This window comes from Streptosporangium sp. OZ121 (genome assembly GCF_051918885.1).
GTDB lineage: Bacteria > Actinomycetota > Actinomycetes > Streptosporangiales > Streptosporangiaceae > Streptosporangium.
The window spans coordinates 57,607-73,515 of sequence record NZ_JBPXMC010000024.1 but is presented as its reverse complement, the minus strand read 5'-3'; the positions used below and the strand labels follow the sequence as shown (position 1 = coordinate 73,515).

The 15,909-nt window shown below is 73.9% G+C and carries 5 protein-coding genes; all 5 read right to left on the bottom strand.

Features of this window, described 5'->3' with window-relative positions:
- Positions 1-50: 50 nt before the first annotated feature.
- From ACTOQ1_RS32080 to ACTOQ1_RS32060, 5 genes are read right to left on the bottom strand one after another with little or no spacing between them, the layout of a single operon-like run.
- Complete coding sequence (locus tag ACTOQ1_RS32080) at positions 51-1,934, bottom strand: hypothetical protein (RefSeq protein ID WP_440071714.1); 1,884 nt, start codon at positions 1,932-1,934, stop codon at positions 51-53.
- Complete coding sequence (locus tag ACTOQ1_RS32075; protein WP_440071713.1) at positions 1,931-6,796, bottom strand: hypothetical protein; 4,866 nt, start codon at positions 6,794-6,796, stop codon at positions 1,931-1,933. Before ACTOQ1_RS32075 ends, ACTOQ1_RS32080 begins: the two co-directional genes overlap by 4 nt.
- Positions 6,793-9,789 carry a hypothetical protein gene (locus tag ACTOQ1_RS32070; protein WP_440071712.1) on the bottom strand — a complete coding sequence of 999 codons (2,997 nt, stop codon included), beginning with the start codon at positions 9,787-9,789 and terminating at the stop codon, positions 6,793-6,795. The genes ACTOQ1_RS32075 and ACTOQ1_RS32070 overlap by 4 nt, the downstream gene beginning before the upstream one ends.
- Positions 9,786-13,226, bottom strand: a complete 3,441-nt coding sequence (locus tag ACTOQ1_RS32065; protein WP_440071711.1) for a DUF6603 domain-containing protein — start codon at positions 13,224-13,226, stop codon at positions 9,786-9,788. Before ACTOQ1_RS32065 ends, ACTOQ1_RS32070 begins: the two co-directional genes overlap by 4 nt.
- Positions 13,219-15,744, bottom strand: a complete 2,526-nt coding sequence (locus ACTOQ1_RS32060) for a hypothetical protein (protein ID WP_440071710.1) — start codon at positions 15,742-15,744, stop codon at positions 13,219-13,221. The genes ACTOQ1_RS32065 and ACTOQ1_RS32060 overlap by 8 nt, the downstream gene beginning before the upstream one ends.
- Between the last annotated feature and the right edge of the window lie 165 nt (positions 15,745-15,909).

Here is a 15,909-nt window from a genome sequence, read left to right as displayed (position 1 = left end):
CGACCCCCGGGAACGGCGGCCGTGAGCACCCCTGCCCCGGATCGCAGGGCTCACGACCCCCGAGAGGGGTGGTCGGCGAGGCGGTCGAAGACCAGCCCGCTGGAGGCCTCGCCACGACCGGTCCGCTTGGTCGCGCCGAGCCAGAGGTGCACCCGGCCCCGCCGGTCGCGGGTGCGCCGGTAGGTCCGCGTCACCCGGATGCCCGCCCGGGGCACCTCCTCCTCGTGGACGTGCAGGCCGGGCGCCCCCAGCAACCAGGTGCGCGGCCGCACCGGGGCGGGCGGGTCCGGGTCGCCGTCGAAGGTGCGGGGCATCGCGGCCCGCCGCAGCTGGATCTCGCGGTTGTCGCCGGGGCGGTGCATCGGGATCATCGGGATCCAGTTCTCCGGCACCGAGGTCATCACCTCGTACCGGACGTGGGTGCCCTCGGCCGGCGGCGGTGGCGCGGGAGGGTGTCCGTGGCGGCGCTCGAAGTCGCGCAGCAGGAAGTCGCGCAGCTCGTGGCCCGCCTCCGCTCCCGGCATGCCGCCTCCGGCGGGGGAGGGGACGGTCTTCTCGACGGCCCACACGAGGTTGGCCATCTCGTCGCGGACGAACACGACCTCGTCCAGGGGCGCGCTCTCCTGGAGGTGGTCGGCCGTGTCGAGGACGGTGAGATCGTGGCCCGCCACACCCCCCGCGGCCCCCGCACCGCCGACCGCGGCACCTCCCGCCACACCTCCCGCGGCCCCCGCGCCGCCGATCGCGGCACCTCCCGCGGCCCCCGCGCCGCCGACAGCGCCGCCGGCCACGCTGGTCCGGAACAGTTTCCAGTCCTCGGAGAGGGCCGGTTCGACCCATGTGCGTTCGCCGAACACGTCGGTCACGACGAGGCCGCGCACGCTCGCCACGGTGCCGACCGGGACGGTGAACGGGACGACGAACCAGTCGTTCGCGTAGACCAGCCCGAACTCGACGAGCATCAGCGTGCCCAGGTCGGTGCTGTCGGGCCGGATGCCGCCGAAGTTCGTGTCGCCGTCCTCGAAGGCCCACCAGCGGGTGTTGGGCATGCCGTTGAACGACGCGGTGGTGGGCAGCGTGGTGAGCACGTGCCGGGTCGTCGCCGTCTCGTCGTCGCCCGGGTCGGGCGGGGTGGGGACGGCGTCGAGGGCGTGCCAGTCGATCCGGCCGTGGAAGTACTCCTCGGCGACCAGGCCGGCCGGGTCGTCACGGGTCCCGGCGTCGGCCTGGAAGCCGTACTCCATCCGTTCTGGCCGCCAGGCGGAGGCCTCCTCCGGACGGCTGATCAGGCGGTCGAACCAGGCCGCGAACCGCACGCCGAGCGCGTCGACCTCGGGCTCGGCGCCGGCGACCTCCTCGATGCCGGTCGAGGCCGGGGTCCCGGCCACGATCGACCGGTAGAGGGCGGCGCCGTCCATCAGCCGGGTCGCGGCGGCCCGGTGGGCGGACCAGACCTGGGGGTGGGCGCAGATCCCGGCGTCCCACGCGGGGTCGGGCCGGGGCGCGGGGTAGGCGGCCCGGTAGGCGCCGGCCGCGGCCGGGCATACCGTGGCGAGGAGTTTCAGCCAGTACCTGCCCATCAGCAGGCGCAGGTCGAGCGATGTCTCGGCGGGCAGGGGGAGCCGTTCCACCTCCGCCTGGGGCGGCAGGTCCGAGGCCGTCCTCTCGGCGCCGGGGGCGCGGAACGCCCGTACCGGCGTCGTGTCGACGCGGACCTTCGCCTGGATGGGGGAGCCGGCGTCCTCGCCGCGCAGCTCGCCGACCTGCCACTGGCGGGTCAGCATCCAGAGCGCGTCGCGCACCTCCGCCCGCAGCGCGCGGTCGAAGGCGCGGGTGCGGGGCCGTCCCTCCAGCCGGTTCCAGAACGTCACGCCGGGTCTGCGGCGGGAGGCGATCACCGAGCCGAGCTGCGGGGTGATGTACTTCTCTGTCATGACGGGGCCCTCACGTCGGCGAGCACGTTGTTGAGTGCGAGGTCGGCGGCGATGGTGAGCTGCCTGACCTGACTGGCCATCAGGGTCGTCGGCAGGAAGGACGCGTAGGGCAGCTCAGCGATGTGGTGCGGTTCCAGCGCCCGCAGCTTGGCCAGGTCCACGGTGTCGCACACGGCGTCGACCAGGTCGTCCCACTGCCAGGCGCCCCGGGTCAGGGTCGGGGTGACGAGCAGCATCGCCTGCGGAGCCTCGGTGCCGGGCCGGTCGCTGTGGAAGGCGATGCCGCTCTCCGCGGTGGCCGAGGGGATCGTCTCGGTCCACTCGTCGAGCAGCAGGCCCCGCTGGGGCGCGCCCGGCACGAAGCCGGACGGCAGGTGGGCGGTGTAGAGCAGCCGGTCGGAGTCGACCACCTGGTCCGGCCGGACGTCGAGGCCGAGCCAGCCCTCGCCGGTGACCGGTGGCAGCTGCAGCGCGTCGAGTTCCGGTTCGGCGCCGCCGAACGCCCCGGCCAGCAGCTGCAGCCGCTCCCAGTCGTGCAGCCGTTCCCGGACCCGCGCGGCCGAGTGCAGCCAGGTGTCCACCGGGAAGTCCACGTCGAGGTGGGCGAACGGCGCCCCGGACCGGCTCGCGGCCAGCGCCGCCGAGACCTGGGCGGCGTGCTGGCCGTCCAGGGCGAACTCGGGGACGAGCCGGCACTCGTCGCCGAGCAGCGCTCCGGCCGCCTCCCGCAGAGCCGCCACCCGTTCGGCCGGTGAGTCGGTGCCGTCGTGCCGGTCGAACGCGGTCCCGGCCGCCGCCAGCCGCCGGTCGGTCTCGGCCAGCACGACGTCGAGCACCGCCCGGGTGTCGGCGAGCAGCCGGACCAGCCGGTCCTCGGCCGGCGCCAGGTCGGGTACGGCCAGATCGACCGGCGCGGCCGGGGGGATGGCCAGGATGTCGGCGCGCAGGCCACCCACCGTCGTCCGGGTGGTGGCCGCCACGGCCTGGTAGCGGTCCCTGGCCGCGCTCAGGTCGGCGACGGGGCCCGCCTGCAGGGCGGCCGCGAAGGCGGCCGGGGTGGCAGGCCGGGGCTGGATCGGCGCGGTGGAGACGGCCGCCTCGGCCCGGCCGAGGAACAGGAACCGCTCCTCGTCCGCCCCCTCCGCAGGCACCGCCAGGTAGCGCGCGAACTCCTCGGCGAACCGTTCCAGCCGGTCGCCGCAGCGCCCGGCGGTCTCGGCGCACGCGGCCAGCAGGTCGGCGTACGCCGGCCCGAGGGCCTCGTGGGCGAAGTCCCATCCGGCCTGGGGGAGCCCGAACAGGGCCGCGTGCGCGAGCGCGTCCACCGCGGACTCCACCAGGCCGTCCACGTCGGCGACCGGGCCGGGGGCGGCCAGGGCGTCGGCGGCCGCGGCCAGTTCCGAGCGCGCCACCCGCAACGCGGTGTCCACCGAGCCGACCCGGTGGCGGTCGACGAACGGCGCGGGCTCGTCGCCGGCGCGGGCGTCGGCGGTGAGCCGCAGATCGTTGCCGGTCAGCGGGCGCGACAGGGTCACCAGCCGGCGGGCCGCCCGCAGCAGGGGCAGCAGCTCGAACACGCTGATCCGGCCGGGTGCCGCCTCGTGGTGATCGACGGTGACGGGCCGGTCGGGGCGCGGGTCGAAGGTGGCCCGGACGAACCGGCGTACCCGGGCGTCCAGTTCCGACAGGGCCTCGACGCGCCCGATCGCCACCAGGTCGGCGGGTTGCAGGCCGAGCGAGGCGAGGGTGACCTCGCGGGTCGTCTCGGCTCCGCCGCCGGCCGAGTGGAAGGAGACCGTGCAGCCGACCTCCTCCAGCGGCGGCAGCACCCCGGCGAGCCAGGCGTTGATCGAGGGCTCGATCCGGGCGCGCGGAGTCGCGCCGGATCCCGGCGTCGTGGCGGACGGCAGGTGCAGCGCCACCCGGTGGGTGAGGGTCACGCCGCTCGACGGCGTACGCACGATGTCGGGCTCAGCGGGGCTCGCCCCCTTGGCGTAGGCGTCGTAGGTGCTCGCCACGCGGTCGTAGTTCCCCATCACGGCCTGGTAGACGCCCTCGGCCAGGGCGAGGTCGGCGACCGCGTCGTGGGTGTCGAGCAGCCGGTGCGCCTCGGCGTCGATCGCGGCCGCCTGGGCGGGGCTCGCCGCGGGCAGGCCCGCGACCCCGAACGGGTAGCCGCTCGCGGTGCGCAGCCGCTCCACCAGGGCGAGGCCGTCCAGCACGTTTCCGGCCTCGATCGCCTCGATCGGCACGCCGTCGTCGGTGCGGGTCGACGCCATCCGGTCGGCCCGCAGCGGGAACGCCTTGCGCAGTGGCTGGACGAAGGCGTCGACCTCGGCCAGGTCGTGCCGGTCGTGCAGGCCGCGTTCGAACCGGTGGCCGAGCAGGTCGCTCAGGCTCTGCCCCTCCCGGACCCCGTTGATCAGCGCCAGCGCGGCGCGCACCCGGGCGGAGGACAGGTCGACCGCGGGCCCCTCGCCCGGCGCCACGCCCGACAGGTAGCCGTTGCGCAGCACCGCGGCGGCGACCGCGTGGTTGAGCGAGGGGGTGTGCACGAAGCCCTGGTTGGCCGGGTCGAGCGCGAGCGGCCCGCCCCGGAAGTCGGCGGCGACGTCCTCGTCCTCCGGCTCGAAGTCGAGGCGCTCGGAGCGGCCGGGGCGCAGGTCCTCGACCAGGCCGTACGCGCCCAGGTGCAGGCCGGTGGGCCGCTGCTCGCGCATCCGGGTGAGCTGGAGGTCGGCCAGGCCGAGCAGCCACGCGTCGAGGCGGTAGGAGCAGGTGTCGACGTGGTCGGCGAAGGCCCGTCCCAGCTGGGCGGTGGGCGCGTTCTCCAGCCGCGCCAGCGCGTCGAGCTGGGCGGCGAGCTCCACGCTCTGCGGCGAGCCGAGCGTCATCGCGATGTGGTCGCCGACCCGGCGGGTCGGGCTCCCGGTGATCGGCGGGGCGGTGGCGAACAGCGGCTGGTAGCGGCTCTCGCTCAGCGGGTTGCCGGAGCTGATGTGCAGGACGGGGTTGTCGGTCCTGGCGGTCCGGGCCTGCGCCGGGGTGTAGAGGCCGCTCGCCTCGTACAGCCGGATCGCGCTCTCGTGGTATCCCTGCTGCAGGGCGTGCCTGGCCAGGAGGTAGAGCAGCGACGCCGGGGGCCGGTCGTCGACGAAGCCTTCCTGCTCGTAGAGCCGCTCCAGGCCGTTCCTCGCGGCCGAGCCGAGCCAGGCCAGGTAATTGCGGCCGTCCGTGGTGGCGGGCCGCAGCGGCGCGGACTCGGACGGCGGCAGCCCGTCCACCACCCCGCCGCCGAGCAGGTTCCGCCGGCCGGAGAACACCTGGTCGAGGACGGGCGGCGCGGGGCCGTCGTACCCGTGGCGCCCCAGCAACTCGCGGGCGGCGACGCGACGCGCGGCGGGCAGGATCTGCTGGACCGCCCCCGCGAGGTCCCGTAGGTTCAGCCGGTTGACCAGGGTGGTGAGGCTCTCGGCGTAGCGCTGCGACCACTCCACCGAGCCCGGGTGCAGCGCGAGCACGTCCAGGAGCGTCTGGTGCGGGTCGCCGGACGGCCCGCCGACGCGCGCGACCCGCTCGACCAGCGGCGTCCAGTCCCGGCGGACGGTGTCGAGCACCCGGTAGAGCGGCCCGGAGAGCTTGTCCGCGTCGCTGTCGCGGTCCGGCCACTCCAGCCGTGAGAACGCGGTCGCGGGCAGGATGCCGTACGGCTGGGCGCCGACGCGGATCGCCGGCACGGCCCCGCCGCCCACCACGTGCCCGGTGAGGAACTCGCCGACGCCGTCGGTCGCGCCGCCGTCGAACACCTGGCCCATCATCGCCCGCATCCAGTACCCGAACGTGGCCGGCCACAGCAGCGTGTTCATGGCCCGGGAGGTGAGCCGGTCCGTCCCGGCGGCACCGCGGGTGTGGACGAAGAAGTCGGCCGGCAGCCCGAGGTACTCGGCGAGCCACTGCCCGTCCCGCTTCTCGTCGGGCCGGGGGGTGACCTCGTAGGCCGGCTCGCGCAGGTCGTCGAAGGAGGCGTCGGGGTCGTCGCGGCGGCCGTGCCCGGAGCCGGTGTCCTCGCCGTTGTTGGTGGGGGTGCCCTGGGCCACCAGGGCGACGCCGGTGCGGCTGCGGGCGTGCCGCTCCAGCAGGTCGCGCAGCTGGGCGGCGCCCTCCTCGGCTTCGGATCCGAGCCGCACGCCGAGCACCAGCAGCCGGTCGAACCCGCCCTCGGCCTGTCGCGGCGTGAGCGGGATCCGCAGGCCCATGCCCACCTCGACCGCCCGGTCGAAGTCCGACAGCCAGCGCAGCCGGTCGGGCACGACCAGGTCGCCGTTCTCGTCGTGGCGCAGCTGGTCCTCGCCCGTGGCAGCCGGGTCCGGCCCGGCGAACAGTTCCTGGTCGATCTCGGTACCGATCTCGACCAGCGGATCCTCGCCGGCGCGGAAGCCGACGACCACGAAACGCTGGGGCATCAGCAGCACGCGCGGCGCCTGGGACCAGGCGTCCTGCTTGGTGGTGACCTCGGGGAACTCCGGCGGTCCCGACGGGTTGGCGGGCCGGTGCGCGGTCCGCAGCCAGGTGGCCCGGCCGGAACCGTGCGCGGCCACCAGCCGCCGCCAGGCCGCCCTGCGGGGGGCCTCGGCCGGGCCGGCCTCGCGCGCCTCGGTCCAGTAGCGCCGCACGTTGTCGACCTCCGACGGCGTCATCTCCGCGTCGAAGGTGGAGAGGTTGCAGTCGTCGGGGTAGACGCGGACCAGCAGCGCGGGGTCCTTGGCGAACCTGGTCTCCAGGCGTACGGGCATCAGCAGGATCGGTGAGCCGTCGTCGAGGTCGCTGACGCCCTCGCGCGGGTCGGTGGTGAACTGGCTCATGAGGGTTCCTCGGAGGGTGTGTGGAGCATCTGTGCCGCGTGCACCCCGACCAGTACCGGGGCCTGGAAGAGGATGTAGGCGAGGTCGGCGGCGGTCATCGCCGGATCCCAGCGGACCTGGACGTCCTCGGCGTGCTGGACCGCCTCGGGGGGCCCGGCCGGCGCGGTGAGCGTCAGGGAGGCCGGGGCGGTGGCGAGGTCGAGGCAGCCGCCCGCCGGGCCCGGGTGGACCTCGGGCCACGACAGGTCGTTCCACACCTCGCGGGGGGAGCTCGGTTCGGTGTCCAGGCCGAACCGGGGCTCACCGGGGCGTTCCTTGATGACGAAGTACCAGCCGGGGTCGGTGTCGGGGTCGTCGCCGCCGATGGCCTCCTCCGCGGTGAGGTCGAACCCGAGGATGGTGATGTCCGGGTCGATCCTCGCGGCGTACCGTGGCGTGCGCACCGCGTCCGGGTCGCCCGACAGCTGCCGCGGGCCGGTCTGGCCCGGCGCGGGCCACCGTGCCCGGTGCGCGTAGACGACCGCGTTCGGGTAGCGCTTGAGCAGCTCGCCGCGGATCACCAGCACGAGCTCGTCGCGCCCGCCGCCGGTGTCGCGGTGGTCGTGGCTGCCCAGCGAGGAGGCGGGCGCCCACTCGTGCAGGGGCGGGATGTCCCGCAGCGATTCCCGCGCGTCGCCGGAGGCGGCGGCCGTCGCGCCGCGCACGTCCCAGAACTGGCGGAACGGCGTGCCCCGCTGGTCGGTCGGGTACTCGCGCCAGAGCAGCTCGCGGGCGAACTCGTGGTTGGCCCCGGCCAGGTAGGACTCGACGAAGCGCTGGTCGGTCTCCAGCAGCGTCACCGTGTTGGGGGTGATCAGATCGGCGTTCGGCAGGAACAGGTCGGTGCCCAGGTCCCGCAGCGGCTCGTACATCGGCTGGTCGATCACCGGGTAGGCCATGGGCTCGACCAGCCCGGGGCCGACCTCGTCGCGTATCGCCTGGGGGATGTGGACGGTCGTCTCGATCCGGCGCGGGATGGTCACCTCGGGGCGCACCGCGTCCACCGCCGTCTGCGCCATGCCGTCCAGGTCGACCTCGTCCGGCTCCGGCGGGGTGCCCCTCTGCTCGGCCTCCTCGCGGAAGTCGAGGCTGTCCTCCAGCGCCTCCTTGAAGATGATCGCCTCGGGGCTGTCCTCGCCGCCGCGTCCGGGCGTGCCGGGCTTGGTGAGCGTGCCGACGGTGAAGCCGGAGGCGCCCGGCAGTCCCGCCAGCCACCCGGGGGTGAGGCCGGACTCCCCGACGGTGGCGGCCGCCGTGGGGTCGTCGACCAGTGTCGCGGCCACGTCGGCGGTGAGGACGCCGGGTGGAGGCTGCTCCGGCGGCGCGGGGTCGACCTCGCCGGTGTTGACCCGGTCCAGCAGGCGCGTGGCCTGATGATGCTCGTCGAACGGCAGCAGCCCGATCATCCGGCCGCGCGGTCGCAGGGCCCGGCGCAGCGGCGCCGAGAAGAGGGTCGGCGAGACGCGGGCGGTGGTCTGGGCCTGGCGCAGCGTCTCGCCCCCGGACAGGATCCGGCGGTGCAGCGGGGCGGTGAGGTACAGCGCCCGCTGGGGCACCGGCAGCGTGGAGGCCAGGTGCCGCTCGTGCCAGACCGTGCTCACCCGCAGGCCGAACTGGGCGTTGCGCACGCGCCGCTGGGCGGCCAGCACCTGGCCGACCTGGTCCCAGGCGGCCTGCATGTACCGCTCCTGGTTCTCGCGCACCGCCCTGGCGCCGAGGCCGGCCGCGATCCGGAACCGGGGGTCGAGGTTCAGCCGCCGCACCCAGCCGTCCGGTGCCTCGTCGGTGCGTACCCGGGAGGCCGGCGCGTGCCAGCGCCCGTACAGCGGGGGCGAGATGACCGGGTCCGCGTCGGCCTCGGCGCGATAGTCGTCGGCCAGGTTGATCAGGCGGGCCAGGTCCTCCTGCAGCGGGCGGGGGAACGGCTCGTCCCAGGACTCCCAGGGGTCGCCCGGCAGCGGGAGGTGGGGTGGCCGCAGCGCCCCGCCGAGGCGCAGCGTGCCGTCGAGTCCGGGCTTGTCGACGCCGCGCACGCCGGAGCCGGGATGCCGTACGTCGATGGCGCGGGTGCCGACCGCCGGGTCGATCGGGGCCGGGCGCAGCAGCCTGACCAGGGTCTCGAAGTCGCCCCTGGCGCCGGTCCTGAAGTACCAGCGGTGGTACACCGGGAACGACGAGGGCTGCGGTCGCGGGCCCTGGTCGGACGCCGACGCGGGCCACGCGGTCATGGTGGCCGGGATGTCGCCGGGGTCGAGTCCCAGCCCGGCCCGGCGCCCGCCCTCGAAGGTGGGCACCAGGAACGCGTGGTAGCCGGTGTCCGGCGCGAGCAGGCGCGGGCACAGCAGCCGGGAGCGGGCCAGGTCGGGATCTCCGGCCAGGGTGGCGGCGAGCCGGGCGGCCACCGCCGGGCCGTCGCCGGAGACGATCTCGCCGTCGTCGCCGCCGAGACCGCGGTCGACGTGCACGTGCGCCCAGGCCCACAGCTGGTCGGCCCTGGGCAGTACGGCCGGGTCGAGAACGTCCACCCGGGGCAGCGGGGCGGCGCCGCCCGCCGGGCTGTCGCGGAACTCCTCCTCGGTCAGCACCAGCAGGGTGAGCCACGGCCGCAGCCGCCCGGCCGCCGGGGCCGCCGGGGTGTGGCGCCAGGGGAGGTCCTCGTCGTAGAAGTCCACGTGGGCGAGCAGGTTGGGCTCGGCGTTCGTGATCCAGGGGCGCGGCTCGGTCCGTACGATCGCGTTCGGGTCGATGCCCACGACGTCGGCCGGGCCGTACAGCGAGACCTGCCTGGTGAGGGTACGGTTCTGCACGGCCCCGCCGGGGGAGCGGCCGCTCGCGGTGAGCGAGACGGTCACCCGGGGGCGGAGCCGCACCGCCGGGTCGCCGTCGGCGGCGGTCACCTGGTTGGCCAGGCCCCGCCGCAGCCACGGCAGGAACGTGTAGGCGGGCGCGGTCATGGAACCACCTCGAAGCTCGGAATGACGTGAACGGAGCCGGCCACGGCCGGGTCGCCCGAGACCATCGCGGCCCGGAACTCGTGCGCGGCCGCGGCGCCGGCGAAGGCCGGGACGTGGGCGCGGTTGTCGGCCGTGTAGGCCACGGTGTAGCTCTCGCCCGACACGGTGACCGTCTCCCCGGGCGGGCGCAGCAGGTCGCGGCCGGACCGCGACAGCGGGGAGCGCGCCACCGCGTTGTCGCGCAGCAGGAAGGTGAACAGCCCCTCCTGGTAGGGGGCCAGGCGGCGGTGTTCCCTGGTGAAGGACCGGTCGTGCAGGATCTCCTCGTAGCGGACCACCCGCCTGGCCATCCCGCTCGTGCGCAGGTCGTCGCCCGCCGCGGCCAGGTCCACGCCGGAGCGCTGGGTCTCGAACGCGGGCCTGCTCAGCCTGTCCGCGTCGGACAGCTCCACGAACTGGGCCGGGGCGAACTCCTCGTGCGCGTCGGCCACCTTCACCAGGGGGCCGGCCGGGGTGAGCGTGAGGTGGTTCGCCCCGGTGGGACGCTGGGTGCCCACCCTGTCGAGGGTGAGCCCCAGCGGCAGCGCCTTCTGCGAGACGCGCAGCACCCCGTTGGGGTGCAGGGTGGTCTCGGCGGGCTCGCGTACGGTCACCGCCGGCCGCCCGCCCCCGGGGGGCACGGCGCTCCAGGCCTCGGGCCGCTCCAGCTCGGAGGCCAGCGCGTCCAGCACGTCGATCAGCAGCTCCGGCTGGAACAGCGGGTCGCCGAAGGTGTGCTCGAACTCCACGTCCAGGTCCCAGAACAGCAGGGAGATCGCGCCGTGGCCCTTGACGTGCCAGGGCGAGGGGCCGTCCAGGCTGCCCCGGATCTTGACCGAGAACAGGCCGACGCCGAACGCCTTCACCGACATGGCGGCGGCGATCTCCACCTCCACGTGGAGCGGCAGGAGCCGCAGCAGCGCGTCGAAGGCGACGAAGCCGGTGACGCTGAACGCCGACACCCCGAAGTAGAGGTCGATCCGGGCGCCGAACTGGACCGTGTTGGAGGTGACCGCGAGGTATCCCCGCGCGGTCAGGCGGGCAACCGAGGTGTTGAGCAGGCTCATCGTCACCCGGCGCGGCGTCGGGAACGGCAGCGCGGGCGCCTCGAAGTTCGGGTGGAACCCGCCGAGCGAGGCGACGAAGCCGGCGTCCTCCCCCCACGCGACGAGCAGCCCGAACTCCCCGTCGAGGGGGACGAAGGCGATCCTGGACTCGAACAGGGCGGCGTGGAAGAACATCCGCCGCCTGCCGAACTCGATCGCGCCGGCGAACTGCGCCTGAAGGACCACGACCGGGGCGTCCTCGTGCGGCAGGGCCACCCGCAGCACGCCCACCACAGCGACGTCGCCCGGGATCTCCACGATCACGCCCAGGGTGAGGTGCATCAGCCGGGGCGTGCCCCAGGCCAGCTTCGCCATCGGGCCGACCAGGAACGTTCCAGGGCGGGCAGGGAAGTAGGCGCGCAGGTCGCCGATGACCTTCGGCGCGTTCGCCACCACGTCGCGGGGGAACATCAGCGACCCCAGCGAGCCGGAACGCACCCCCTCGGTCAGGGCGGCCACGTTCATGCCCCGGTCGAGCCCGAGCAGCCCGCCCACCTCCAGCAGGGTGAACCCGAACCCGACCGGCAGCCCCTCGCCGAAGTCGGCGGTGACCAGCATCAGCAGCGAGAACGGCCGGGTGGTGAGGACGCCGAGGGCCTTCAGCGACAGGGCCTCGCCGAGGGCGAGTTCGAGCACGCCGGAGTACTCGCCGCGCTCGGTGTCGAACCGCAGGTAGCCGCCGCCGGAGGCGATGCCCGCGTCGACGGCCAGGCCCACGCCGGAGGGCGGCAGCGTGCCTGCCGAGAGGTCGACCGGGCCGAGGTTCCCGTCGAGGTCCGGCCTCGGTTCCAGGTTCACCGTGAGCCCGGCCCGGTCGACCAGCGCCCGCACCGGGCCCAGGGAGACGGCGAAGGTGGCGCCGAGGGAGACGGGCAGGCTCCCGCCGGACGGCATCGCGGAGATCGTCAGCGACCGGACCTCCACCGGGCCGATCCTGCGGTGCGCCGGGACCTGGATCTCCAGGTTGGAGGTGCCTCGGAAGGCGAACCCGTCCCGGTGCGAGACCCCGATCGTCAGGTCGGTCTCGAAGGCGAACCCCTCCGAGGGCATGACGGCCGCGAGGAAACCGTCGGAGCCGTCCGGCACGAACACGAACTCCAGGCCCTTGAGTTCGAGCTCGACGTACGGGTCCAGGCCGTCCCCGGCGTCGACGCGCAGGCCGCCCGCGCCGCCGAGGCCGCGCAGCCGCAGCCGGGTGCGGTCCTCGGCGCCCAGCAGGACCCGCGGCGTGCCGGTGGCGCCGGTGGCGCCGTCCAGCCTGACCTGGATCGAGCCGGTCGCGTGGGTGGGCGCCTCCTCCGACAGGAAACCGACGATCAGGTCCACGGGCTCGCCGGGCCGTACCAGCAGCCCGACGCCACCTTGCAGGTCGAGGTCGGCGCGCACGGTCGCGGTCAGGTCGCCGCCGACCGGCAGGGCGGTGTCGAGCGCGCCGTCGAGGGCGGGCACGAGCGCGAGTCCGGGCCTGCCGGTCGCGGTGGCGGGCAGCGGCAGCAGCCGGACGCCGGCGGTCGTGACCGTCCCGTCCACGACCTGCTCCAGCAGGACGGCCTTGAGCCCGCGCGGTACGGCCCGCTCGATGGGCGGATCCTCCCCGGCGGGCAGTCCCAGCAGGCCGGTCGCCGTGGCGTCCTCCACCGGGCCGAACCTGACGTCGACACCCACCGACATGAGGAGGTCGTCCACGGCCGACAGGAAGGCGCCGTGGTCGAAGGTGTCCTCGCCCCAGCCGAACGCGTCGCGCAGCACCACCTCGGGGTCGCCGAGAGCCTGCGGGAGCCTCGCCAGGTCGAGTGTCGTCCCGCGGTAGGCGGGGCGGTCACCCTGCGCGGGCTCGCGGGTGGTGCGCAGGACGCCCAGGGCCCGCAGGGCGAAACCGACGCGTGGCCGGTGCCTGGTCAGATAGGCGCCCACCAGGTGGTCGACGAGCTGGCGGGGGAACGTCTGGCCGAACCCGTCCTTCTGGAGGGAGGACGGGATGAGGTCGTCGGTGGCGAGGTCGCGGACGGCGCCGACGATCCGCCCGACGGCGGCCAGGACGCGCGCCAGGTCGTCGGGCCGCGCGGCCGGGTTCACGGGCTCGGCCGGGCCGAACATCCTGCGCAGCGCCTCGTCCAGCACGTCGAGGTCGGTGCGCAGGTCGAGCAGGGGCTGCGGGACGTCGTCGACGACCCAGCCCAGCTCCCGCAGCAGGCCGCGCGCGGCTCTGGGCGACGACAGCGCCCGCGTGAGCGGTCGCAACGCGAGGGCCAGCTCGCACAGTACGCGGTCGAACGTGCTCGGCTCAGGCATGGGGCGTCCCCAACGAGTAGGTGAGGTCCAGAGTGCGGTGCAGGGAGGGATTCAGCCGGTTCACGATCAGCCACTGGCACACGAAGCAGAACTTGCCGTCGTCGCCGGACTGGTGCTGGTTGCGCATCTTGCAGGAGCCGGCCGGGCGGTAGACGCCCTGGGCGTATTTCAGCCCGCCCTCGTACACGCCGATCGTCTGGCTGGACGGGTTGGCCGGCGTGAAGGTGACCCTGCGACCGGGCGGGTTGCCCGGCGTGGAGGCGGAGATCTCTCTCGGCAGGTCGGGCCCGCTGTGGGGCCCGGGGCCGTTGGGGTCGTTCGCCACGTCGACGTTGAGCGGGCGCCCGGGCCGGCCCTCGGGATTCCGGAGGAAATCGAGCACGCGTCGTTCGGTGACGAACAGGGGCTCGTTGCTCGTGTTGCGTAACTGGCTGAGGAGGATGGAGTCCTTCCCGAAGGGGGTCGGGGGCCCGGTCAGGTCGATGGTCGCGGCCACCGGGTCGGGGCTGCTCCCCATGTGGAACTCCATCAGATTCCCGAACTCACCCGGGATCAACGGGATCTGGCCCATGCCGAGACTCAGGGTCCTCTGGAGAAGGACCGCGGGGTTCTCCAGGCGCACCCGCTCCCAGTGCGGGATGTCCTCCGGCGGCACGGTGACCCTGATGCCGTCGGGCAGCGGCTGCACGTCCCGTACCCGGGACGCGAACCTGACGCGTATCAGGCCCAGCCATTTCACCCTTTCAGGAAGGAAACGCCCGGGATTGGCAGGGTCAGCGATGGCTGTCCACGATGTGAGGTTGTCGAACCCGTCTCCCCCGGCCGCGGGTGCCCGGCCGGCGTTCTCCTCGTACTCGTCGCCCAGCCTGAAACTGTGACCGAGCTCGTGGATCGCGAGGTCGCTCACGCTGGTCTTGTCGTAGGTGAGCGCCGACGCCCCCGTGCGCCGTCTCGTGTGAACGGAGGGGCTTCCGGAGGCGAACCCCGTCCGGTCCCGCGAGTTCAGGGTGAGGCAGGCGAGCCCGTGCTCGATGTTCTGCCCGCCGTGCATGAAGTCCTTGGCGATCACGACGATCAGCCCCCGGCTCAGTTTCAGGTTGACCCCGTCGGGGATCCACTCGGGCCCCACATGCCTGTGGGGTGGCAGCGACTCCGCGAGCCCGCGGACGAAGGTGCTCACCGAGGTGAGCGGGTTCTCCATGTTCTCGCCGTAGAGCTCCGGCGGATGCCGCCGGGGATCGAGCTGCATGTTGTGGGGCCCGCCGGTCTGATAGAAGGTGTAGAGCTTCCGGACGAACGCCGGCAGCAGTGCCTGGTCACCGTCCGCACCGGGGTTGGGCACCGGGTGGTTGTCGGATTCGCGATCGGCCGGCCGCCGGCCGAGGTGGAGGCCGAAGAACGTGTCGTGGGCCTGGAGCGCGGCGGTGGACCCCTGAGTCCGCCACCTCTCCACCACGGGGGGATGCACCCTGGCGAGGTCGAGGCCGTCGAGGTGCTGGGTGCCCCACTCGGTTCTCAGAGCTTCGACCGAGCGGCTCTCTCCCCGTTTCGGCAGACCCACCAGGAGTGTCAGCTGGGGCACCGTGTAGGCGTCCGCCGGTAAGCCCTTCACCTCGATCTGCAGTGGTACCGGCATGCCCTTGAGGTCGGAGTGGTCGACGACCCGGAAGCCGGGGGTGAGCAGGCCCTGGGTGGATCTGACGGGAGCCTTGTAGACGTTCATGCTCCTCATCAGCATGGGGAACGGCTCGTGACGGGGCTTGATGAACATGTCCATGTAGACGTCCTCGACGATCTCGTCGAAGGCGATCTGGTCGGACGCGGTGAAGCCCTCGCCGAGGAACACCAGGTTGGGCGTGAGGTGGTGATCCCCGATCGGGTCGTGGACGACGGGTTCGAGGATGTCCCTGCGCCTGCGGTAGTCCACCACCCGCACCGGGAGCTGCCGCACCACGTTGAGGTAACTGCCGATCAGGTTGACCGGTTGGTCGCCGGTCTCCGCGATACCGCGCAGGCGCTGCAGCGGGTTCAGCTCGACCTTGCCCTCGTCGGACGACTCCAGCGCCACGTAGCCGTGCCCGGTGATGTCCCCGACCAGGTCGGTGCCGGTGTCGTCCGGGGTGAACCTGGCATAGATCGTCGGCTGCGCGTGGGCGACCGTGTCCACCGCCGTCGTGATCGAGTCGTTGCCGAACCACCAGTCGGTGATCGCCTGGTGCACCTGCAGCCGGCCGACGATCGAGCGGGTGTCGGCCGTGCACTGGAAGAGGTAGATCCCCGGTGTGGTGGCGACGACCCTGCCGTCCGGCTGGACGACGGGCAGGTTCTGATATCGCTGCCCCTCCGGCGCGTGGGGCGCGTAGAAGTCGAACCTCACGTCGGCGCCGGCGATCGGGACGAGGTCGTACGGCGACTGGAAGCCGGACATCGTGCGGCGGAAGACCTGGACGCCGAGCTCCGGGTCGTCGAGAGAGAGGTGCAGGTCGCAGTGCGGAAACAGGACAATGCCGGGAATCAACGCGTCCCCCATGGAAGTCGGTCAGGCGCCGTCGTCCGGCAGAGCGTTCCAGACCGTGCCGCCCCGGGCCGGGGCCGACCTCGCGTCCGTTCGGAAGGCGTCCTGAATCGGTGGTGATGGTCACGCGAGCCAGACTCCGAAGTCCCCGATTCGAACCTCTGAGCA